Source organism: Streptobacillus notomytis (genome assembly GCF_001902585.1).
GTDB classification, from domain to species: Bacteria; Fusobacteriota; Fusobacteriia; order Fusobacteriales; family Leptotrichiaceae; genus Streptobacillus; species Streptobacillus notomytis.
This window is the reverse complement of sequence record NZ_LKKV01000082.1, coordinates 38195-60804: the sequence shown is the minus strand read 5'-3', so window position 1 is coordinate 60804 and position 22610 is coordinate 38195. Positions and strand designations below refer to the sequence as shown.

Genomic DNA, 22610 nt, shown 5'->3' with positions numbered 1-22610 from the left:
ATAATATTTCTGTATATAAAACGGGGCTTAAAATAGCAAAAGAAATGAAAGAATTAATAAAAGAGTTTCATAAAAACAATATAGATGTATATGTAATTTCTGGTTCACCAAGATTTCATGTTGAAGAAGTTTTAAAACCTTTAAATCAATATATTAAAAAAATATATGGTAGAGAATTAGAAATAAAAGATAATAAAATTACAGGAGAATTTCAAAAAGACAGCATAAAAACATTTTATGAAGGAAAAGTAGAGATAATAGAAAAATATATTTATCCAAAATACAATAAAGCTCCTTTATTTGTCGCTGGTGATAGTATGGGTGATTATGATATGCTGACAAAATATGATGAAACTGAAATCTCATTAATTATAGATAGAAATAGAAACGGAAAATTTAAGGAACTTCTTGAATTAAACGATGATAAATATCTAAAACAACCCGTAGATGAAACTATAGGAATTTTTATTGATGCTGAAGAAAGTATCACTTTATAATAAGGAGGATTTATGCAAAACTATGATATTATAGTAGTAGGAGCAGGTCATGCTGGAGTGGAGGCTTCTCTTGCAGCAGCAAGACTTGGTAAAAAAGTTGCTCTTTTTACTATATACCTAGATAATATTGCAATGATGAGTTGTAATCCTGCCATAGGTGGTCCAGGTAAATCACATATAGTTAGTGAAATAGGTATGCTTGGTGGTCAAATGGCAATACACATAGATAAATACAATTTACAACTTAAAAATTTAAATCATACTAAAGGACTTGCAGCTAAAATAACTAGAGCTCAAGCCGATAAATATTGGTATAGAATTAAAATGAGAGAAATCATAGAAAAAGAAGAAAATCTTGATATAATACAAAATATGGTTGAAGATTTAATACTTGATGATAATAAGAAGGTTATAGGAGTAATTGATGCTCTAGGTCTTAAATATTCTGCAAAAGCAGTAATACTTTGCACAGGAACTTTCTTAAATGGAGAATATATCATAGGAGATGTTAAATATTCTGCTGGGAGACAAGGAGAAAAAGCAAGTAATTCATTACCAGATAATCTAGTAAAATATGGAATAGAAATGGATAGATACCAAACTGCTACTCCACCAAGAATAGATAAAAAAAGTATAAATTTAGATATATTAGAAAAATTACATGGTGAAACTAATCCAAGATATTTTTCATATATGACTAATAAAATAGATGAAAAACCACTTGAAACTTGGCTAACATTTACAACAGAAGAAACTATTAATATAGGACAAGAATTACTTAAATATTCACCAATAGTTACAGGTATAGTTTCAACAAAAGGACCAAGACACTGTCCATCACTTGATAGAAAAATAATGAATTTCCCGGATAAAACAGATCATCAAATATTCCTTGAACAAGAATCAAGAGAAAGTGATGAAATTTATGTAAATGGATTTACAACAGCTATGCCTCCATTTGCACAAGAAAAACTTATTAGAACTATTAAAGGTTTAGAAAATGCCAAAATTTTAAGATATGGTTATGCTGTTGAATATGATTTTATTCCAGCAAGACAATTAAATTTTTCGCTTGAATCTAAAATTATAGAGAATCTTTTCCAAGCTGGTACTATTAATGGTACTAGTGGATATGAAGAAGCTGCAGCTCAAGGATTTATTGCTGGAGTAAATGCTGTTAGAAAAATAGAAGGTAAAGAACCTATTATTATATCTCGTGATGAAGGATATATAGGGGTATTAATAGATGATATTATAAACAAAGAAACTCCTGAACCATATAGAGTTCTTCCATCTCGTGCAGAATATCGGCTAACTTTAAGACAGGATAATGTATTTATCAGATTACTTGAAAAATCTAAAGAAATAGGTCTATTAGATAAAGATAAATTAAAAGAACTTGAAGATAATATACAGATTATCTCAGATGAAATAGAGAGATTAAAAAAAATAAAAATATATCCTAATAAAGAAAATAACGATATAATTAAAAAAATAGATAAAAATGCTTCTCATAATAATGTAATGACAGCATTTGAATTTTTGGGAAGACAAGAAATAAATTATGAAAACCTTAAATTATTCATTGAAACAAAAGATTTACCTGAAATTTCTAAAGAACAAGTTGAAATAGAAGCTAAATACAGAATATTTATTGAAAGAGAAAGAAATCAAATTGAAAAATTTAAAAAACTTGAAAATATAGCTATACCTGAAAATTTCAATTACGAAATAGTAAAAGGATTATCAAATATAGCTATAAGTGGTCTAAGTTATACTAAACCAAAAAACATTGGACAAGCAACTAGAATAAGTGGTGTTACATATAATGATATAGCCATACTAGTTTCTATACTAAAGGAGGTTAAATAGTGTTTAATATTATTACTAGAGGTGAATACCATTTAACATTTTTTTCACCTGATCATTTAAGGCCCATTTTTGTTTTAACAATTATATCTATCATTTTATTATTAATACCTTATTTATTTAAAGGAATAGAAAAAGGTAAATACACTATATTTATAGGTATTTTATGTTTAGCTATAAAACTTGGAGATTCTCTATATAGAATTTATTTTGAAAATGATGTTTGGTATAATACTGTACCTCTTAATCTATGTAATGTTTCACTTATTTTTGCAGGTATATTCTTTATTACTAGAAAAAGAATATATTTTAATTTTGTATATTTCTGGTTTTCAGGAGCTATAATAGCTGTAATAATACCTGGATTTTCAGTATATCATTCTTCATTATATATTTATTCTTTTATTGCTAGTCATATGTTTGAAATATTTGCAGTATTTTATGCATTTATACATTTAGATGAAAGAGTTACATTTGATGGATTAGTTAAATCTATAATTGGTTATCTAGGATTAATAGCTTTATCATTTTTATGGAATGGAATTTATGGTACTAACTTTATGTTTATGGCAGATTATATAATAGGAGCTGTAAGCTTTATAAAGCCATTCTGGTTTTATCAAATATCTTTAACAGGACTATTTATTTTATCTATGTTACTTATGTACCTTCCATTTGCAAATAATCAAAAAGAAGATTTAGAAGAAGTTATAGTTGAATAATAGGTTAACACTTTTTTGAATAAAGATAAGGCGACTAATCAAAGTCGCCCTTTTTATTCTTTTGAAAAAATTTATTTATAAAAATTTAATTTTCAAAGATATCTACAAGATTTCTTATTTTTGTTAATACTATTTCTTTCTTTTTCCATCTTTCTCCACCTATTCTAGATATTGAAGTTATCATACTATCTAACTCATCTCCTGCATATTCTACAAATCCTTTTTTGAAAGATTTTTGTATAAATAATAATAACTTATCTTCTTTTAATTTCTCTTCTTCAGCTAATTTAGCAATTTGTTTATTTTTTTCTTCCTTTGCAAAGTTATAAAACAACTCAAGAACATCATCCATTTTTTTAAGATTAGATATTTCTGTATTATTTATAAAATCTATAATCAAAGCTTCTTTTGATCTTGTCCCAAGACTTGATCTAATAACTCTAAGAACCTCAGACTTTAAACTTTCTACATCATTATTTTCTTTTGATTTTTCAAATATCAAAGCTAAAATATAGTCTAAATTTATTTCATCTATTTTAAGTAAATCAATTTGTAATCCATCAACTTTATTTTCTTTATCTACCATACTTTCTTTAATATCAACATAGATACTTTTCATGTCTTGCATCAATCTTTCTGAAATTATATCTTCAAATTTTTCAAACTCATCAAAATTTTTTAAGATATTTTCTGCTTTTAATAATTCTCCAAAAAGCTCTACAAATTCTTTCTTCTCTTTGTCTAATTTAATCTCTGTTGGTTCAGGAAATTTAGATGATATTTCATTACAAATTTCTATATAACCTTTATAAACATCACCTGTTTCCTCATATTTAAATCCATTTATATAATCTTTATAACTCTTTTCTAAAATAATATTTACACTATTTTCATCTCCAAAAGTCTTTATAGCATCTTTTGTTGCTTTTTCTAAATCTCTTTTCAATTTATTTTTATCAAATTGTTCTCCAGAGTTTTTTCTCCAGATGCCTTCAAGTGGAAATACAGAAAAGTCTTTGTAAGAAGAATTATTTTTGTCTATATTCGTCTTTTTAAATAAAATTTTTATACCATCATGCTAATGTAAACAATGCCGAAACTCTATCTGAAAAATCAGTTAAATTGGGATTGCCTTCTCCATTTATCATAATGAATTTCTGATTAGGAACATCTATTATTTCCGCTTTTTGCTTCGCTCCATATAAATATTTTTCCTCTTTTTTCCATTCATATTTCATAGCAACATTCTCCTTTGTACTGATAAATATATTATATAAAAGTTAACTTGACATCATATGTCATATTTATATTTTTTATCCATAAAGTTTATTATGTTTTTAATTTTATCTCGAATTTCTTTCGGTTCTAACACCTCTGCCGCATCTCCATAGGAAAATATATAGTTATATAAATTGTAATCGTTGGAAAGTTCTACTGTAGCATATAAATTTCCATCTTCATCTTCTTAAATAGCACTGGAAACTTCATCATATACTCTAAAAACCATTTTTCTATCAAATTTTACTTTGACAAACACAATTTCAGCATACTCCATTTATTTTTTTAAAACGATATTATAAAAATCATCTTCAAAGGTATTTTGTGAAATTTCAAATTCTTTTATGCGTGATAGCTTAAAATATCTAAAATCATTTTTCGACAAACAAAATGCATACACATACCAATCCCATCCTTAAAAAAGGAGTCTTATTGGCTTTACTTCTCTGCTAGTTTCTTTTTTATTGATAGAAAAATATGTAAAACTAACAATATTTTTATTGATGATTGCTAATTTTATATCTTTAAATAATTCATCATAGGATTTACTTCGTTGCTAATTTGTAAAATCGACTTCTATACAGTTAGTATTTTTCGTTTTAAATAAAGTGGTCAATTTTGTTAACAGTTCATTTTTGTACTCTTTATTTGTCAGTTCCAAACCTTTTAAGGCCATCAAAATCTGTTCTTGATCGTTCTCAGAAAGAAATGAATTTTTCAACACAAAATCATCCGCTATTTCTTCCACCACCTTTCAATTGGGTAGCATAGATGGGAATTACGGCACTGCTAAGGACATCAATATCTCTATAGATTGTCTTTATTGATACTTCATATTTTTTCGCAAGTTCATTTGCAGTTACTTTTCCTTTTTCCAGTACATAATACAAAATTTTAAACAATCTATTCTTTTTCATTATTTAACCACTCCTAGTAATTACTATTATACCACAAATATGACATTTTTGGTCATGTTATAAATGTGTTTTAGATAAAATGCTGACATTAACTTCTATACTTGGTATAATTAAAATACAAACTCATATCTCGCTTAATGCTCGTTTTACAAATCATTCTTATGTAGCAAGCACAGTAAGTGTGTACACACTTACGAAAAATCGATGAAGCAGCCCCTCGTAGAGTTGCTTCTTTTTTTATCAATTTTAGTTTGTTAGGGAGTACCCTAAGACTCCAAAGTTTATTAAAGGAAGTAACAGACATGGCAAATAGAATTAGAAATGTTCAAATTAAAATAAACTTAACAGAAGAAGAAAAATCACTTTTTGAAAAGAAAATGAAGATTGAAAAGTGTAAAATGATGAACCATTTTCTAAGAAAAGTAGTATCTGAATCAGATATTTATGTTGTCGATTTATAGCCATTTATGGAAATAAAGGGATTACTTTTTAGGTATGCAAGTAGTGTCAACCAAATTGCTAAACGAGTTAATTCGACTGGTTTTATTTTATACAATTCCAAATTGAACATATATCAAAAAAAATATTGCAAATACATTCCATACTACTTGATAAAACTACCGATAAAAGAGATAAACTATAAGTGGTAATCACAAAAATACATCCTATAAAATCAACTCTTAATCTTGCTATTGCCTATATAACAAATGAAGAAAAGACAGATGAAAAAATATTGATAAGCACAAATAAGTGCTTTGCTTCTACTACCCATATAGATAAAGGTCATATCTATAATCATATCATCTTCAACAATATAAATATAATTAAAGACAAGTGATAACAAGCTATCATCAAATTAGGTATCAAAGCTATAAATTTTGCAAAGAAAATAATCTATCTGTTATTGATGAGTTCTACGAAACTTATAGAAAGAAATATAAAACTAATGGTAAGTCATGGTATGAAAATGATCAATTTAAAAAAGGAATTTATTGGAAAAGCAGGCTTCAATTCGATATAGATAGAGCTATTCAACAATCCAAAGATTGGTATAATTTTCTAAAGAAAATGGCTACCCTTGATTATGAAATCAAATATGAAAAGCACATTGCATTTAAGTACAAGGAAAAAGAAAGATTTACAAGAGCTAAGACTATCTGAGAAGATTATACTGAGGATAGATTAAAAAAACGTATCTTAAATAATGCTAATCAAAGAATCTATACTGTTAAAAAGTGTGTTGGAAATATTATAGATATTTCAAATAATGAAAAGGTAAAATCAAGCAAAGGCTATGAGTATTGGGCTACAAAACATAATTTGAAAACTGCAACCGATACTGTTCTTATGATGCAGTCTATATCCCAGCTTGATGAATACATTAAAGAAAGTGCATTAAAAAGACAAAATTTACAGAACAAAATCAAAGTTATTGATAACAAAATTTCAACTCTATCAAATACAATAGAACAAGTTCATACCGTAAAAATGTATCATCAAATCTATTTGGAATATAAAAAAGATCCATCAGATAAGACTTTTTTTGAAGAACATAAATCAGAAACAACACTCTATGAAAATGCTCTTTAAGACCTTAAAAAAATCTTACTCAAAACTTCCAAACTCCAAGGATATTTTGAAAGAGCTTGATTCATTGTATGAAAAAAAGAATACCCTAATGCAAGAGTATTCTTCTGTAAAATCTGACATGAAAGAACTGTATCAAATCAGAAAAAACTATGAAAAATATATGGGTAAGGAGATGGAGAGATAGCTTGACTATGACTGTATTGAATCATACCAGTTTGTATAAATTAGCTTTCTCCTTTCAAACGCCTCTTTTCCTCCTTCCATAATATCAACAATTTTTTGATGAGTGCTAATGCAATCAATATTTCCGCAATCTACATTTATTTTTTCATCATATTCTGTGGAAATAACACTTTCTGAATCTCCCAATACAGGAATATTAGCATTGTGTGTTGCGAATATAAATTGAATAGAGCTCTTCTTTTTCTTAATAGTACTTATCACTTCTTGATAGATAATCTGATTATCTAAATCGTCTTCTGGCTGATCAATAATAATTAAATCATTTTCTTCCTGAGTCAAAATAAACAATATCAGTGCGGATGCTCTTTGCCCAATCGAATGTTTCTCAAGTAATTTATCATGATAAATTATTTCCACTAAATCAGGACATTCTTCACGGATAAGATTACTATAATTTTCCTTAATTTTATTGTATACTTTGACAACTTCATTATCGGTCAAAATTCCACGAAGTCTTTTACTGTCCTCTAAAACGCAATCAATAATAATATCCGTAAAATCTGAATATTGCTTTGAAATCTCAGTAATTTTGTTATCAGTAAGACCTGTTCCTTTAAATTTAGTTTTAATATCTTGTTTGAATTTTTCTTTATCACCTCTAAAAAGAATTTTAATTTTAAGCTCTCCCTGGCTCTCATTTATCTTTCTTATTTCATTTTCATATTTATTAAAAACATAATTAAGCATTTCATTTCGCTTTCGAGCTAAGTCTCTTATTTCTGTAATTAAACTATTTCTCGAATTGTTTCGTTTAGTAAACTTGTCAATATCAGCCAAAATTTTTTCGAGCTCAGAATTATATTTAACATAGCTATCAGGGTCTAACTCTTCATCATTTATTTCACGCTTAATATTTGCAAATTCTTCTTTTAGAGAATCAATTTCATTTTCCAGTTCAATCCTCAGTTCTTTTAACTTCAATTCTTTTGTCGGAATATTTTCGATTTCACAATTAATTTTTTCAAAGGATTCAAAAATATCTTTTAAAATCAACTCAATCTTTTGAAATAACTCTGTATTATATTCACTTTTATAGTCAGATATACCGAATTCAGTCTTATCTATTTCTTTATATGTCGCTGATAACTTTTCATACATAGTTTTTACATTATCAAGTAATGTTTTAATCGTTGATGCATCTTTAGTATATGATGTTTGTTTTTTAAGTTTTTCAGCAATTCCTTTTTCTTCAAAAACCTTAAGTCTATGCTCCAAATCTTGTTGAGTGGTCTTAAGTTCTTTTATTTTTTCAGGTATAGTTTCCAGTTGCAAGAATTCTTTTATTGAATTTTCAAGACTATTTAAATTTTCCTCTTTTAAGTCTAGATCATATTTTATTTTTCCACCTACTAATTTCTGCAATAACTCAAAAGCATATCCACTTTTTGTAAAAGATAAATCCTTTTGACCAAAGTATAATGGATTATTTATTAAAGAATTTATTGATATTCCTACATGCTTTCTATAACTGTCTATAACATAAGGTTGTTCTCCCATAAGCCTTTTTACTTCATACTTTTCCCCATATTCGTCAATAACTTCTAAAGATATTTCTCCACCAGAACCTAATGTGTTTTTTACCAAATCGTTTTTATAATCACTATCTATATCTGCATTAAGATTCAATGCATATCTAATTGTCTCTAAAATCGATGATTTTCCACTCCCTCTAATCCCAATTAAAGAATTCAGTCCATTTGAAAATGGTATTTTAACGGAATCCAATCTACCACCCTTAAATGATGCCGACTTAATATATCCATGATTACAAATAGGCAAGTCCACCATTTTTCTCTCACTAGCGATATCATTTGACTTAATATATCCATGATTACAAATAGGCAAGTCCCTCAAAACTCTACTCTCATAATCTTGTAAAGCAAACTTTACCGCTGCGAATGAATATTCGCCAATCTTAATAAAAGAAGTTTCTCCTTTTCCTATCTCATCAATATTTTTAGGATCTGATCCTTCTACAAATGCAACTTCATAACCAAACCAATTTTTTATTTTGGATTTATTGTCAAAAGTTCTAAGTTTCTGTAATCCAAGCACTCTTTTTTTAAATTTATGATTTTTTGCTAAAGAACTTAATCTACCACCACCACATTCTTCAATGAGTCCACTTCTCTGTTCAATATGTGCAAATACAATAAAATAGTCTTTGTTAAGCTTTTCCAGTTCTACTAGTAGGGTATTTATATCAAAATTACAGCATGTGTTTTCATTTTCACGATTACTAATTCCTTGAAAAGCGGCAGTCAAAAAACTGTCAATATGGTTTTCTCCATTTTTAATCCAGTCTTCCGGATTAAATACTATAAGTGTATGAACACCATTTTTACCATCTTTAACTGATAACTCCACTCCTGGCAAAATGAAAATATCTTTTTTATTTGCTGCTTTTTTCAAAGCTTTATATTCTTGCAAGTCAAATTTATTATGATTAGTTATTACTCCAATCTTTATCTTTTCACTTTCCAGTTTATTTACATAATCGCTAATAAATGAGTTGTCTTTACCTGTATATTTAAATTCTTTGTCTTTCCTTGTATGCAGATGAAAATCACATCTTATCCATTCACAACCATTATCAAACATAATTCAAATCACCTCTTTTTCAAAAATAATAAATTCTAAATTTTAGGCACAACAGAATGGTTATCTATCACATCTTTAGTTATATTCCATCTGGCAACCTTAATTTTTTTAATTCTTTTTCCGCTTCCATAGTCAAGAAGATCTTCCCTATTTAAATTATTTAAAACTTTTTTCAAGCTACCTAAACCACCAGAAGATAATAAATACGCTTCCTCAGGATTGCAAAGTTTACAATATATCAATAATTGCTCTAAATTTTGAAGATTTAAAGCTGTCTTTTTCGCTTCAATAAGATAGATTTAAGCTCTATCTTTCCATCTTACAATTCCTAAAACATCAATTTCAATTTTCAATCCAACGACTTGCGGATAATATTGTACTACATCATATTTATCTAAAATTGAATCCAAATATACAGAATGACAATCTAACACAAATACTTCGCATCTTTTATTTTTAAACTTGTCTTTAAGGTATGTATCTAACCATCTGCACATACTAGGATATAGCTCAAATTCACTTCTTACACTATTTGCCATATCCCAACTCATTTGCTAATTGAGTCCATGAATCAAAATGCTTACCTCTTATTTTTTCAGGCAAGCTATCATCATTTTCCATAGGATGAATAGGCTTATTTCTTAATCTAACAGGTTTTTCCCAGTAAAATTGATAAGTTTTATTTTCGTCTAAATAGTCAAGCAGTTCTTCGGCATATCTTTCTAACGCCCTTTGCTTATGAACAATATTAAATCCAATAGGTAAAAATTCATTTGCCCATATCTTTACTTGATGTTCCTTTTTCCAATAATTAGGTTTTCCTTCGTTATATTTTTTTAAATTAGAATCTCTAAAATTCGGATGTCCAAAATCTATTATTTGCACTGGTATATATAATGTTTTCAACATATTAGCTCTATCTATAACAAATTGCCAATTACCTGGAATCTCAATATATACTCTATGGCAACCATCTTGTACAAATGCAATATTACTTTTCCTAATGTATTCTATTAAATCTGCCATTTCTCTAAGTAACTCTTTCTTTTCGTCAGTAGACATATTAAATAGTTCATCATTCATTGTCATTATTGAGTGATGAATTCCATTTCCAATAAATCTTAAAATTTCCCTCATTGTATAATCTTAATTAGGCTTTGTAAAAGACACACTTGTTACACTTTTTGTTTGTGAAATAGGCAAGGAATGTCCTAAAAGTGGTTCGATAACATTTCTAATATCAGCTAAACTACTTTTTACATATACCGAAACTTCTAGCCCTTCATCATCTCTTAAATTCTTGTGTGGTATTTCTATCGTAATCGTAGTACTATTCACATCTCTTTGCACTTCTCCGTTTCCTAATATCATACCTACTAAATAAGCCATTTGATTATTCATTTTCAATTACCTCACTCTCATTATTGACTAAATTTTCATATAGTATGATCAGCAATAGCTTTTGCAATACATAGTGGCACTGCATTACCAATTTGTGTTCTAATATCAACTCTATTACCATAGAAAATAAATCTATCATCAAATGACTGAATTCGGGCAGCTTCTCTAGATGTAATAGAACAATTTAAAAACGGATGATTATTCGTACCATTTGATGTAGCATCAAATCTTGTGTCTATAGTCGGAGATGGCTCATCCCAATTCAATCTCTCCCATGTTGAATTAAATTTTTGCTTTCCTAAAAGATTTTCGGGCAAATATTCTTTACCTTTTTCTGGTGGTATCATGCTAAGCTTATGAATTGCAATTTCAGAATGGTTAGAAGCCTTATGATTGTATAACTTAGCACTATCTTTTCTCATGAGCTTTTGATACTCTGTTTTTGCTTCAGTAATATAATTTTTTCAAAATCGCCTTCATTTGAATTTAAATATGATAAATCTTCGATAGCATCTCAAACTGTTGGCTCTGGCAAATAAATTACTTTATTTTTGCTACACAGAAATATAACTCTCTCCCTATTTTGTGGAACTCCATAGTCACTTGCTCTAACTATACCTACACTAACTTCATAACCTAATTTTTTTATCTCACTTATAATGATGTAGACATTAAACTCTTTACATTTTCTATTACAAAAACTAGAGGCTTAAGTTCCTGAACCAAATACAGATATTCTATAAACAAAAAATTTCTAGGCTCATCTAAACCCAATTTTTTGCCCTTTAAAGAAAATCTCTGGCATGGAGGTCCGCCAATGATAATATTTACTTTATTCTTCTTGGAGAAATTTATTATCTTTTACTTAATTTCCTTATCTTGTATATCTCCAATAATCAATTCTGACTCATGAATATTTTGTCCGAATGTCTGTGCTAACTTATCATTAATATCTAGTGCCACCTTTGTTATGAAATGACTATTTTTATGTATTCCATAAGACATTCCTCCTGCACCACAAAATAAGTATTCTAAATTCCATTTTTTCGTCTCGCTTTCGTCTTTTAATCAATATATGTAAGAGGTAACACCCATTATTCCATAATAATCCATTGGTATTTCTAAAACTCTACATACATAAACTGCATCAAAATTATCATACTTTGGATAGTTTTATTCTTTGAAGTTATGAGTTAAAACTAGTTTTTAGCCTCTATCATTGAAAACCTCTAAATTCGTCAGCCACATTGCATTTCCTAAGATTCTCCATTTTTATCCAAATTCATCTACCCAAAATCTTGTTTTCCTAGGTTCTGTATCATCTGAAACTCTAAATGCCATATCTCCAAAATGATATCCCGCACGAGCCTTATTATTCTTTATATAAGGAAAAATTTCTTTATATGTTATTGCGTTCTGATTAATAATCAGTAAATATTGTTTGTCATATTTTGTGATTAATGAAAATAATTCTGTAAACTTCGAAAAAGGTGGATTAGTTACAACGATATCAAATTCGATTAAATAATCTGTACATTCTTTACTTTTAAAATCACCATCTCCAATTAACTTTTTAATATTCCCATTACTATTTAAAGTTTCAAATATCTTGTCATTATTTAAATCACCATCAGTAAAATATGGCATTTTATCAAAAGCATTATCAAGTCTTGTCCTTCTCTAAAAATTTATTTGCTTCTTCATCTGTTATATTTGTATAGTCAAATTCTTTATTCCCTGCTTCATGTTCTGCTATATTAAAAAATTCTGTTATATTTTCAGATATAAATCTATAAAATAATATTCCTAGGATATATTGTTTAAAATCCCAGCCATCTACTGCCCCTCTTATCTCATCTGCTATTGACCATATCTTTCTATGTAGTTATACTCTTTGGATCGTTTCATTATTTATAGACATATATTTATCTCTCTTTTTTATGTTTTATTTATAATCTAAATAATTATATCACACAAATATTTCTAATAACAAGATTTAGTAGATTTGTTAATTAAAAATCAGAGGCATTTGCCTCTGGTATAAAAACTTATATTATTTAAATATCCTTTTCACTTCAAGTAATCCCTCAATCAATCTATCTATATCCTTTTCATCATTATATATTCCCAAACTAAGTCTACAACATGAATTTATTCCCATAAATGAAAGTAATGGTGCAGTGCAATGTTGCCCAGACCTAACTGCAACTCCTTTACTATCAAGTATAAAAGCTGTATCATGTGAATGAACACCTTTAACATTAAATGCAATTATCCCTACTTTTTCAACATTTTCTGCATAATATGTTTCTATAAAATCTAATGTACTAATAGCAAATGTAGCGTACATAGTAAGTTTTTCTTCTTCTTTTTGTATTCTTTCATATCCTATTTTTTCTATATATTCTATAGCTTTAGATAAACTTAAGATTGCTCCTATATTTTGAGTACCTCCTTCAAATTTATATGGACTATCTTTGTAACTTGAAGTATTTTCTGTTACATATTCAACCATATCTCCACCATAAATAAAAGGATTAGTATTCTTTAATAATTCAGTTTTACCATAAAGCACTCCAACACCTTGAGCTGAAAACATTTTATGACCTGAAAACACTGCAAAATCTACATTCCATTTTTCAAATTCATGTTTAAAATGAACTATAGATTGGGCACAATCAAGCACTACTTTCACATCATATCTATTAGCTATTTCTATAACTTCCTTAAATTTCTGTATAACACCCGTTGTATTTACAACACTTGAAATACTTATTATCCTAGTTTTAGGATTAAATAAATATATAAGCTGTTTAATATCTAAATTTCCAAATTCATCTAAATAAAGATACCTTATTTTTAATTTCTTAATTTTAGCAACTTCTTGCCAAGGTACTATATTAGAATGATGATTAGACACAGCAAGAACTATTTCATCACCTTCATTTAAATTATGCATTGCATAACCAAAAGCTATAATATTTAATCCCTCTGTACTACCTTTTGTAAAAATAATATTTTGTTCATTACTTACACCAACAAAAGTTGCTACTTTTTCTCTAGTAGATTCCATTATAGCCTGATTTATCATGGAAAGTTCATGCGAACCCCTACCAGCATTACCATTGGTTTCTAAATAATAATTATATATTTCATCTATAACTTCTTGTGGTTTTTGTACAGTTGAAGCATTATCTAAATATGCTATATCCCTTTTTTTTAATATAGGGAAATCTTTTTTTATTTCATCCATTATAATCTTCTTTCTAAAGTTTCCTTTAATTCTATTATTATATCTTCATTTTCTATAGCATTAAATATTGGACCAAAAGATGATTCTACCACAAGTTTTTTAGCACTTTTAGCATCAAATCCTCTACTCATTAAATAAAATAGTTTATCTTGGTCTATTTTACCTATATTTGCAGAATGTGCTCCTATTACATCATCTTCATCACAAAATAGGGTAGGTATAGAATGAGCATTGACTGTTTTATCTAAAAGTATAGAAAACTCAGACTCTGAACCAGCAGATTTTGAAGAAAATCTTTCAAAAACTAAATTACCCCTAAAAACTTTTATTGCCCTATCTTTAGTTACTCCTCTTGCATCTATGTCTGCAACACATTCTCTACCATAAAAATTTAATGTATATTCATAATCTGTTTTTCTTTCCATATCAGATAAATATACTGGTAAAAGAAGTGATTTTGCTCTATTTTCTAGTAGATTAGAAGATACTGAAACTACATTTGCTCTTCCACCGAATTCTACACTATAGTGTTTAACATCAGCATCTTCTTTAACATCTATATCTATTCCTAAAAAATTTTCAGAATTAGTATTTAATGTTTGTATAGTTATTAATTCCAAATTAGAGCCCTTATTAGCCTTAACATTAATGTAACCATTATGGTAAGTATAATTATCATCAATACCTTTATAAATAATATATATTTTAGCCTTAGAGTTTTCTTCAAGTTCTATATTAAAAACATCAACTAAGTGTGGATTTTCTTTACTTAATTCCATAGTTATATATATATCTTCTTTAATTTCTCCATTAATCAGTATTCTTTTCTTTAAATTTGCCTTATTTTCTGATTCATGTTTAAAATAATTTGCTATTCTTAATTTTGTGAATACATTATCACTTATTTCTATATTTACATTATCTAAATTTTTTGTCTTTAAACCATTAAAATCTTTTATTTTTTCTACACCTTCAACAGAATATTTCATTCTATTCCATACAGGCTTATTAAGTGACATATCCACTTCTTTTTTACTTGCTTTCTTAGATTCTTCTGCAACAGCTGACTTTAGTAGATCTATAGTTTCTTGTAATCTTGCTGAATATTTTTTTTCTTTCATTTATATCACCTACCCTATAGTTCCTTCTAATTCTAATTCTATTAACTTATTAAGTTCAACTGCATATTCAAGAGGTAATTCCTTAGATATTGGTTCAACAAACCCTCTTATTATCATTAATTTAGCTTCATCTTCTGAAAGTCCTCTACTCATTAAATAAAATATTGCCTCATCACTTATTCTCCCTATACTTGCCTCATGTCCTATATCTATATCATCAGTATTTACCTCTATTATTGGCATAGTGTGAGATGCTGAACCATTATTATCAAGCATTAATGATTCACATTCTGCAGTTGCCTTACAATGATGAGCTCCGGGAACTACTTTAAGAAGTGATCTATAAAAGGCTCCTCCACCATTTTTTGAAATAGATTTTGATGAAACATTTGAGGTAGTATAAGGTGCTGCATGTATTATTTTACATCCTGTATCTAAAAATTGACCCGCAGCAGCAAAGGTAACTCCTGTAAATTCACAAGCTGCCCCAATACCATTTAATATACTCATAGGGTATAAATTAGTAACACGTGAACCAAAAGAACCTGATATCCATTCTATAGTTCCATATTCTTCTACTATAGCTCTTTTTGTATTTAAGTTGTATAAATTTTTTGACCAATTTTCTATAGTTGAATAACGTAATTTAGCATTTTTAGCAACAAATAGCTCTACTGCCCCTGCATGTAATGCATTTTTATAATACTTAGGTGCTGAACAACCCTCTATAAAATGAAGTTGTGCTCCTTCTTCAACTATAATTAAAGTATGTTCAAATTGTCCTGATTCTGAAGCATTTAATCTAAAATATGATTGTAATGGTTTTTCAACTTTTACACCTTTAGGTACATAAACAAACGATCCTCCTGACCAAACAGCACCATGTAATGCAGCAAATTTATGATCTTCTGGTTTAATTAAAGTCATAAAATATTTTTTTATTAACTGCTCATGTTCTACCAACGCAGTTTCTATATCTGTATATATAACTCCTTTCGATTTTAGTTCCTCATTTAAACTATGATAAACTACATTTGAATCATATTGTGCTCCAACTCCTGCAAGAGATTTTTTTTCTGCTTCAGGTATACCTAATCTATCAAAAGTTTTCTTAATATATTCTGGAACATCATCCCAAGAAGAATTCATATTTTCTGATTCAGTTTCCAAATAGTGAACTATTTCATTTATATCTAAATCTGAAAGGTCAGTACTCCAATTTGGCATAGGTTTTTCAAAGAATATTTTTAAAGCATGTAATCTTTTTTCAAGCATCCATTCAGGCTCATTTTTCTTTTCAGATATTCTTTTAACTACAGCCTCATCTAATCCTTTTCCTGTAGTGAATTTATGCTTCATTTCATCTTTTATATCATATACTCCACGTTCAATATCAGCAATATATGTTTTCTTTGTAGTTTCCATTAATTATCCCCCAAAAACTCTTTTCTTAATTTTTCATAACCATGAGTTTCTATAAGTTCAACTAACTCTTTTCCACCAGTTTTAACTATTTTACCATCCATTAATATATGAACAAAATCAGGCTCTAAATATTCTAATACCTTGTTATAGTGTGTAATTATCAACATAGATCTCTCAGTGGATTTTAATGTTTTTACGCCTTCAAATACAATTTTTGTAGCGTCTCTATCAAGTCCTGAATCAGTTTCATCAAGTATAGCAAGTTTGGGTTCTAATATTGCCATTTGTAATATTTCATTTTTTTTCTTTTCTCCACCTGAAAACCCTACATTTAAATATCTGTTTGCATAACTTTCATCCATTTTTAATTGTGCCATTTTTTCTTTTAATAACTTATTAAATCTTAATATATATTGTTTTTCTCCACTTACAGCCTCTTTAGCAGATCTTAAAAAATCCTCAACTGTAAGTCCTGGTATTTCTTCAGGATATTGAAATGATAAAAACATTCCTTTTCTTGCTCTTTCATCAACTGCGTCTTCTTGTATTTCTTCACCTTCTAATATTATTTTACCATTTTCAACTTCATATTTAGGATGACCTATTAATATAGAGGCAAGTGTTGATTTACCTGCACCATTAGGTCCCATAATAACATGTATTTCTCCTTTATTAATTACTAAGTCTAATCCTTTTATTATTTTTTTATCTTCTATTCCAGCATGTAGATTTTCTATTTTTAATAATTCCACATTTCCTCCCTACTTTTCTTATCAAATATTTTGATAATACAAATTAATATATCACCAATATTATATATTATTTTAGCTTTAAAATCAAAAAAAAGTAATACTCTTAATGTTTATTTTTTTATCAATTTATGTTAATATATTTGGAGAAATTAAGGAGGTATTTATATGAAAAAATTAGGAATTATCATGGCATTTGTTGCTGCTTTTTTATGGGGAATATCAGGAAGTTTGGCTGAGTATATATTTAGCAACTCAAATTTCAATATAAATACCTATACTTCTTTAAGGATGTTTTTAACTGGAATCATTTTAATTAGTTATGGAATTTATACTAAAGGTTATAAAGAGATAAATAAAATACTTTTTTCAAAAACTTATTTAAAAAGAATTATAATTTATGGAATTTTTGCAATTGCATTATTACAATACTCTTTTGCTCAAACTATTAATTATTCTAATGCTGCATTTGCGACATTAATGCAATATGTAACTCCTACTATAGTATTAATTTATTTAAGTTATGTAACTAGAACTTTCCCTAGTTTTAAGAAAATAGCTTTAGTTGCCGTTGCACTATATGGAATGTTTTTAATGATAACTAATGGAAGCATTACTAATCTAAATGTTAGTCTAATTTCGCTTATTTATGGTTTAATTGCAGCATTTACTTTTGCTTTTTATATACTATATATTAATAAATTTAAAAAAATAGATAATACTGTAGTTATAGGTTGCGGTATGATAATAGGATCATTAATATTTATTCCTTTTATGGATTATAGTAATTTTAAAGAACTTTTAAAATTAGATATATTCATTACTTTTTTATCTAATGTTGTTTTAGGTAATGCTATACCATTTTATCTTTTCCTAGAAAGCACTAGATATATTCACCCTACAACTACTTCTTTACTAGGAGCTGTAGAACCTATAGTAGCAATACTTATAGGGATAATATTTTTAGGAACACACTTAACTTTAATACAATTAATTGGTGCTATTTTATTAATAAGTTCTATAACTATTATTTCTATATTTGAAAATTAAAAATAGAGGTTAAAAATAGTAATAACTATTTTAAACCTCTTTTATATTTAAATATTATCTTTTATAGCTTTATAAATATCATCTGGTGTTAATTCATATTCTTTTTCTAAAAATTCAAGCGTTCCAACCTGACCATATCTTTCTTTAATACCTATTCTAACAAGTTTAGTAGGACAATTTTCTGAAAGAACTTCTGCAACAGCTGATCCAAGACCATTAGTTATACTATGATTTTCAGCAGTTACTACAAGCTTTACATCTTTACAATATTTAATAATAGCATCCTTATCTATAGGCTTTAATGTAAACATATCAAGTATATTTACATATATTCCTTCTTTTTCTAATTTTTTAGCTGCAATTCTTGCATTATGAACCATCATACCATTAGCTATAATAGTAATGTCTTTTCCACTTTGTATTAAATTTGCTTTTCCTATCTCAATTTTAGCATTTTCTTCATATACCTTAAATACATTTTTTCTTGTAAGTCTTATCCAATAAAATTTATCATTTTTATTATATACTTCATCAAGCACTACTTTAAGAACTGTAGAATCTGTTGGTTCTATAATAGTAGTCCCAGCAAGTCCTCTTATTAATCCCATATCTTCAAATGACATATGTGTTCCACCATTATGAACAGCTTGAATCCCAGAATCTGAAGCTATAATTGTTATAGGATTATCTTGATAAAGAGAAGATATGAAAATTTGATCTAAACATCTTCTACTTGCAAATGCTGTAAATGTATGAACAAAAGGTTTTAATCCTACTCTTCTCATTCCAGCTGCGCAAGATATTTCTTGAGCTTCCATAATTCCACAGTTAATTATTCTATCTCCATATTCTTTTTGAAGTGAATAAGAACCTAAAGACCCCATTAAATCTGCATCTAAAATCACTACATCTTCATCTTTTTCTAGAAATTCATGAAATTTATCAATACAAACTTTTCTTAATTCTATTGTTTCTTTCATAGCTTCTCCATTATATACCTGTGTCATTATTTCACCCCACTTTGCAAGTCATTTATTGCTTTTTCTAATTCTTTTTTAACCTCTTCATTAGCTCTTATATGATGATTTCCCTTAAAGTTTTCTATATAATCAACTCCTTGACCTTTTATACTATCAAGAACTATAACTAAAGGTTTTTCTCTCTTTGAAAGTATCGCTACTTTAATAGCCTCTATATCATCGCCCTTAACTGTTAAAGAATCTAATCCAAATGATTTAACTTTTTCTTCAAATGAATATGGTTTACATATATCTTCTAAATATCCATCTAATTGTTGTTTATTATAGTCTATGAATGTTATAAGGTTATTAAGTTTGTTATGTGCTATAAATTGTATAGCTTCCCAAACCTGTCCTTCTTGTGCTTCTCCATCTCCAATTATAGTAAACACTCTATTTTCTTTTTTCTTTATTTTTAAAGCTTTTGCTATACCTGTAGCTATAGATATTCCTTGTCCTAAAGATCCCGTAGTTATATCCACTCCACTTGTTTTTAATCTATCTGGATGAGATGGTAATTTAGTTCCATTAATATTTAATGTCAATAAATCTTCAACTGGGAAAAATCCTTTAAGTGCCAATGCTGAATAAAGTGCAGGCCCTGCATGACCTTTTGATAATACAAAATAATCTCTTTCTTCCCAATTAGGATTTTTAGGATCATATTTCATTATATCGTTATATAATACTGCAAGTGTTTCAACAACTGATAATGAACCTCCATAATGACCAAATCCTAAATTATTTAACATTTTCAAAACATTTATTCTTATTTCTTTTGCAAACTCTTTTGTCGTAATCATAACTATCTCTCTATTTCTCATTTTCTTTAGTAAATAAATTATATCCAATTAACATTAATAAAATTAATAATATTAATGAGGTAATTACTGTAGGATTTAATACCTTAGATGCATACCCTAATATTATACCAAGAGTTGCAAAATCTGCATCAGAGAAAGTAGTCCCTACATAGCCTAAACTTCCTAATAATGGGTATAAAATAGCTGGTAAGAATGTTAATAATAATCCATTTGCAAAAGCTCCTATCATAGCTCCACGTCTTCCACCTGTTGAATTTCCAAATACTCCTGCTGTTGCTCCACAGAAGAAATGAGGTACTACTCCTGGTAATATTAATACTGCATTAAATACTCCTAGAATAAATAATCCTACTAATCCTCCTAAGAATGAGAATATAAATCCTATTAAAACTGCATTTGGTGCATAAGGAAATACTATTGGACAATCTAATGCTGGTTTAGCATTAGGAACTAATTTTTCAGAAATTCCTTTAAATGCTGGAATTATTTCATTTAATATTAATCTAACACCTTGAAGTATGATATATACTCCTCCTGCAAATCCTATACCTTTAAGTAATGCATAGATTATATAATTATCTCCTGATGAAAGATTTGTTGTAACAAAATCTTTACCTGCAAATATTGCTAAAATCACATAAATAACCATCATAGTTAATGAAATAGAAATTGATGAATCTCTTAAAAATGATAAATTTTTAGGTAATTTCATTTCTTCTGTTGATTTAGATCCTTTACCAACTAATTTACCTATATATCCTGATAAAATATATCCTAAAGTTGAAAAATGACCAAATGCAACTGAATCATCTCCAGTAATACCTTTCATAAAAGGCTGTGCAAATGCAGGGAATATAGCCATAGTTAAACCTAATAAAATAGAACCTACTATTACTAATAAAACACCATTAAATCCTGCAATGTGTAACATAATAGCTATCATAGCAGCCATATATAAAGTATGATGTCCTGTTAGGAAAATATATTTTAATCTAGTAAAACGTGCTATAAATATATTAGCTAACATTCCTAAAGCCATAATTAAAGCTGTTGTTGTTCCAAAATCTTTTGTAGCAACCGAAATTATTGCTTCATTATTTGGGATAACACCTTGAATAGAGAATGCTTTTTCAAACATTGAAGTCATAGGAGCTAACTGTTCTATTAAAAAACTTGCTCCAGCCCCTAATACCAAGAATCCTAAAATAGTTTTAATTGTACCTTTAACAACATCAGCTATAGGTTTTTTTTGTAATAATAGTCCTACTAACGCTATAAAACCAACTAATATTGCTGGTGTTTTTAAAATATCAACAATAAAATTTAATATTGATTTCATATTTACCTCCTAAATATTATTTTAATTTTTTTATCAATTTTTCTTCTAATTCTGAAATAGATATTATACTATCAAGTACCACAACTTTATCAAATGGTATAGATGAACTTTCAGCAATATCTGTTCCCATAACAAATAAATCTGCACTATTAATAGTAACTGATGCTAAATCAGAATGTTCTACTTCAGCTTCAAATCCAATTTTATTCAAAATCTTTTTTATATTCATTTCTAACATAAAACTTGAACCAAGACCTGAACCACAAACTGCCATAATTTTCATTTATTTACCTCCATTAATTATTTCTAATAATTCTTCTAATTTAATAGCTTCTTTAAGTTTTGATATTTTATCATTATCCTGAAATATCTCAAGTAATTCAGATATTACATCTATATGAACATTTTTATCCTTTGCTGCAAGTACAAAAATTAAATGTAATTTATTATTTCCAAATTCTACTGCTTCATTTACCTTTAAAAAAGATACTCCTGTTTCTAGCACTCCATCTTCTGGTCTTGCATGTGGCATAGCTATATCATCAGTAATTACAATATAGAAACCTAACTTTTTAACTGATTCTATCATTTTATTAATATATTCTTCTTCAATATTATTATTCTTTAACAAAGGTATTGCAGCAACTTTTATTGCTTCTTCCCAATTTTCTACTCTTTCTTTTATAACTACATTATTCTCGTTGAATAACAT

27 protein-coding genes and 4 pseudogenes are annotated in these 22610 nt (G+C 27.7%); 8 read left to right on the top strand and 23 right to left on the bottom strand.

The genetic code is table 11. The features are described 5' to 3' along the window. Nucleotides 1-5: 5 nt before the first annotated feature. Genes BUE91_RS04205 through BUE91_RS04195 form a run of 3 tightly spaced genes read left to right on the top strand, consistent with a single transcriptional unit; the run spans nucleotide 6 to nucleotide 3088 of the window. A complete protein-coding gene (locus BUE91_RS04205) occupies nucleotides 6-497 on the top strand; it encodes an HAD family hydrolase (RefSeq protein WP_257615466.1) in 492 nt (163 codons plus the stop codon). Nucleotides 498-509: 12 nt separating this feature from the next. After that, nucleotides 510-2369 (top strand): tRNA uridine-5-carboxymethylaminomethyl(34) synthesis enzyme MnmG, encoded by a 1860-nt coding sequence (gene mnmG / locus BUE91_RS04200; RefSeq protein WP_073508050.1) that lies wholly within the window; start codon nucleotides 510-512, stop codon nucleotides 2367-2369. Then, nucleotides 2369-3088: a YwaF family protein gene (locus BUE91_RS04195; protein ID WP_066899351.1), complete on the top strand. Its 720-nt coding sequence runs from the start codon at nucleotides 2369-2371 to the stop codon at nucleotides 3086-3088. Before mnmG ends, BUE91_RS04195 begins: the two co-directional genes overlap by 1 nt. A gap of 85 nt (nucleotides 3089-3173) precedes the next feature. Here BUE91_RS04195 and BUE91_RS04190 read toward each other — a convergent pair whose 3' ends face one another. The 5 genes and pseudogenes from BUE91_RS04190 to BUE91_RS07460 all read right to left on the bottom strand — a co-directional run bounded on the left by BUE91_RS04190 (nucleotide 3174) and on the right by BUE91_RS07460 (nucleotide 5283). Beyond that, nucleotides 3174-4034, bottom strand: coding sequence for a type I restriction endonuclease subunit R, EcoR124 family (locus BUE91_RS04190; RefSeq protein WP_073508058.1), 861 nt, complete (start codon nucleotides 4032-4034; stop codon nucleotides 3174-3176). Between the two features lie 127 nt (nucleotides 4035-4161). Then, nucleotides 4162-4326, bottom strand: a complete 165-nt coding sequence (locus BUE91_RS07125; RefSeq protein ID WP_180370693.1) for a hypothetical protein — start codon at nucleotides 4324-4326, stop codon at nucleotides 4162-4164. 53 nt (nucleotides 4327-4379) lie between these two features. Further along, nucleotides 4380-4493 (bottom strand): annotated as a pseudogene (locus tag BUE91_RS07955) (WCX domain-containing protein); the annotation flags it as partial. 150 nt (nucleotides 4494-4643) lie between these two features. After that, a pseudogene (locus BUE91_RS07950) lies at nucleotides 4644-4859 on the bottom strand (WYL domain-containing protein). A 235-nt stretch (nucleotides 4860-5094) separates the two neighbouring features. Beyond that, nucleotides 5095-5283, bottom strand: a complete 189-nt coding sequence (locus tag BUE91_RS07460; protein WP_241497028.1) for a helix-turn-helix transcriptional regulator — start codon at nucleotides 5281-5283, stop codon at nucleotides 5095-5097. 302 nt (nucleotides 5284-5585) lie between these two features. Here BUE91_RS07460 and BUE91_RS07765 point away from each other — a divergent pair, with 302 nt between their 5' ends. The 4 genes from BUE91_RS07765 (at nucleotide 5586) to BUE91_RS07750 (ending at nucleotide 7057) form a co-directional block, all read left to right on the top strand. Next, nucleotides 5586-5744, top strand: a complete 159-nt coding sequence (locus BUE91_RS07765; RefSeq protein WP_425319021.1) for a hypothetical protein — start codon at nucleotides 5586-5588, stop codon at nucleotides 5742-5744. A 373-nt stretch (nucleotides 5745-6117) separates the two neighbouring features. Beyond that, entirely contained in the window at nucleotides 6118-6444 is a 327-nt protein-coding gene (locus BUE91_RS07760; RefSeq protein WP_425319020.1) for a hypothetical protein, read from the top strand. Between the two features lie 186 nt (nucleotides 6445-6630). Further along, nucleotides 6631-6873 (top strand): hypothetical protein, encoded by a 243-nt coding sequence (locus BUE91_RS07755; protein ID WP_425319019.1) that lies wholly within the window; start codon nucleotides 6631-6633, stop codon nucleotides 6871-6873. Continuing rightward, on the top strand, nucleotides 6857-7057 hold the full coding sequence (locus tag BUE91_RS07750; protein WP_066899356.1) for a hypothetical protein: 201 nt from the start codon (nucleotides 6857-6859) through the stop codon (nucleotides 7055-7057). Before BUE91_RS07755 ends, BUE91_RS07750 begins: the two co-directional genes overlap by 17 nt. A 5-nt stretch (nucleotides 7058-7062) precedes the next feature. Here the strand turns inward: BUE91_RS07750 and BUE91_RS04170 are convergent, their stop codons facing one another. The 13 genes and pseudogenes from BUE91_RS04170 to sufC all read right to left on the bottom strand — a co-directional run bounded on the left by BUE91_RS04170 (nucleotide 7063) and on the right by sufC (nucleotide 17669). Continuing rightward, nucleotides 7063-9717 carry a TrlF family AAA-like ATPase gene (locus BUE91_RS04170; RefSeq protein ID WP_073508049.1) on the bottom strand — a complete coding sequence of 885 codons (2655 nt, stop codon included), beginning with the start codon at nucleotides 9715-9717 and terminating at the stop codon, nucleotides 7063-7065. A 35-nt stretch (nucleotides 9718-9752) separates the two neighbouring features. Continuing rightward, a complete protein-coding gene (locus BUE91_RS07345; protein ID WP_219335366.1) occupies nucleotides 9753-9893 on the bottom strand; it encodes a hypothetical protein in 141 nt (46 codons plus the stop codon). A 123-nt stretch (nucleotides 9894-10016) separates the two neighbouring features. After that, nucleotides 10017-10268: a hypothetical protein gene (locus BUE91_RS07340; protein ID WP_219335365.1), complete on the bottom strand. Its 252-nt coding sequence runs from the start codon at nucleotides 10266-10268 to the stop codon at nucleotides 10017-10019. Continuing rightward, the gene (locus tag BUE91_RS04160) at nucleotides 10246-10854 is read right to left on the bottom strand and encodes a hypothetical protein (RefSeq protein WP_219335364.1); all 609 of its coding nucleotides are present in this window, start codon (nucleotides 10852-10854) and stop codon (nucleotides 10246-10248) included. The genes BUE91_RS07340 and BUE91_RS04160 overlap by 23 nt, the downstream gene beginning before the upstream one ends. Before the next feature lie 9 nt (nucleotides 10855-10863). Beyond that, nucleotides 10864-11088, bottom strand: a complete 225-nt coding sequence (locus tag BUE91_RS07335) for a hypothetical protein (RefSeq protein WP_219335363.1) — start codon at nucleotides 11086-11088, stop codon at nucleotides 10864-10866. 65 nt (nucleotides 11089-11153) lie between these two features. Further along, nucleotides 11154-11573: a DNA cytosine methyltransferase gene (locus BUE91_RS07520; RefSeq protein ID WP_307877608.1), complete on the bottom strand. Its 420-nt coding sequence runs from the start codon at nucleotides 11571-11573 to the stop codon at nucleotides 11154-11156. A 59-nt stretch (nucleotides 11574-11632) separates the two neighbouring features. After that, nucleotides 11633-12123 (bottom strand): annotated as a pseudogene (locus tag BUE91_RS07515) (DNA cytosine methyltransferase). A 63-nt stretch (nucleotides 12124-12186) separates the two neighbouring features. Beyond that, a pseudogene (locus BUE91_RS07450) lies at nucleotides 12187-12765 on the bottom strand (adenine-specific methyltransferase EcoRI family protein). 16 nt (nucleotides 12766-12781) lie between these two features. Next, on the bottom strand, nucleotides 12782-12991 hold the full coding sequence (locus tag BUE91_RS04150; protein WP_425319022.1) for a type I restriction-modification system subunit M N-terminal domain-containing protein: 210 nt from the start codon (nucleotides 12989-12991) through the stop codon (nucleotides 12782-12784). 180 nt (nucleotides 12992-13171) lie between these two features. After that, nucleotides 13172-14371: a SufS family cysteine desulfurase gene (locus BUE91_RS04145; RefSeq protein ID WP_073508048.1), complete on the bottom strand. Its 1200-nt coding sequence runs from the start codon at nucleotides 14369-14371 to the stop codon at nucleotides 13172-13174. Next, nucleotides 14371-15492, bottom strand: coding sequence for a SufD family Fe-S cluster assembly protein (locus BUE91_RS04140; protein ID WP_073508047.1), 1122 nt, complete (start codon nucleotides 15490-15492; stop codon nucleotides 14371-14373). Before BUE91_RS04140 ends, BUE91_RS04145 begins: the two co-directional genes overlap by 1 nt. Nucleotides 15493-15501: 9 nt before the next feature. Then, complete coding sequence (gene sufB, locus BUE91_RS04135) at nucleotides 15502-16917, bottom strand: Fe-S cluster assembly protein SufB (protein WP_073508046.1); 1416 nt, start codon at nucleotides 16915-16917, stop codon at nucleotides 15502-15504. Continuing rightward, nucleotides 16917-17669: a Fe-S cluster assembly ATPase SufC gene (sufC, locus tag BUE91_RS04130; protein WP_073508045.1), complete on the bottom strand. Its 753-nt coding sequence runs from the start codon at nucleotides 17667-17669 to the stop codon at nucleotides 16917-16919. Before sufC ends, sufB begins: the two co-directional genes overlap by 1 nt. A 165-nt stretch (nucleotides 17670-17834) precedes the next feature. On the opposite strand from sufC, the gene BUE91_RS04125 reads away from it, so the two are divergent. Further along, nucleotides 17835-18716, top strand: a complete 882-nt coding sequence (locus BUE91_RS04125) for an EamA family transporter (protein WP_073508044.1) — start codon at nucleotides 17835-17837, stop codon at nucleotides 18714-18716. Between the two features lie 47 nt (nucleotides 18717-18763). On the opposite strand, the gene BUE91_RS04120 is transcribed toward BUE91_RS04125, so the two are convergent. The 5 genes from BUE91_RS04120 to BUE91_RS04100 are packed head-to-tail and all read right to left on the bottom strand — an operon-like array spanning nucleotide 18764 to nucleotide 22610. After that, nucleotides 18764-19723, bottom strand: coding sequence for a transketolase family protein (locus tag BUE91_RS04120; RefSeq protein WP_073508043.1), 960 nt, complete (start codon nucleotides 19721-19723; stop codon nucleotides 18764-18766). Then, nucleotides 19723-20538, bottom strand: a complete 816-nt coding sequence (locus BUE91_RS04115; protein WP_180370692.1) for a transketolase — start codon at nucleotides 20536-20538, stop codon at nucleotides 19723-19725. The genes BUE91_RS04120 and BUE91_RS04115 overlap by 1 nt, the downstream gene beginning before the upstream one ends. Nucleotides 20539-20548: 10 nt before the next feature. After that, complete coding sequence (locus tag BUE91_RS04110; RefSeq protein ID WP_066899381.1) at nucleotides 20549-21898, bottom strand: PTS ascorbate transporter subunit IIC; 1350 nt, start codon at nucleotides 21896-21898, stop codon at nucleotides 20549-20551. A 16-nt stretch (nucleotides 21899-21914) separates the two neighbouring features. Beyond that, a complete protein-coding gene (locus BUE91_RS04105; protein WP_066899383.1) occupies nucleotides 21915-22181 on the bottom strand; it encodes a PTS sugar transporter subunit IIB in 267 nt (88 codons plus the stop codon). Further along, nucleotides 22182-22610 carry a PTS sugar transporter subunit IIA gene (locus BUE91_RS04100; protein WP_066899385.1) on the bottom strand — a complete coding sequence of 143 codons (429 nt, stop codon included), beginning with the start codon at nucleotides 22608-22610 and terminating at the stop codon, nucleotides 22182-22184.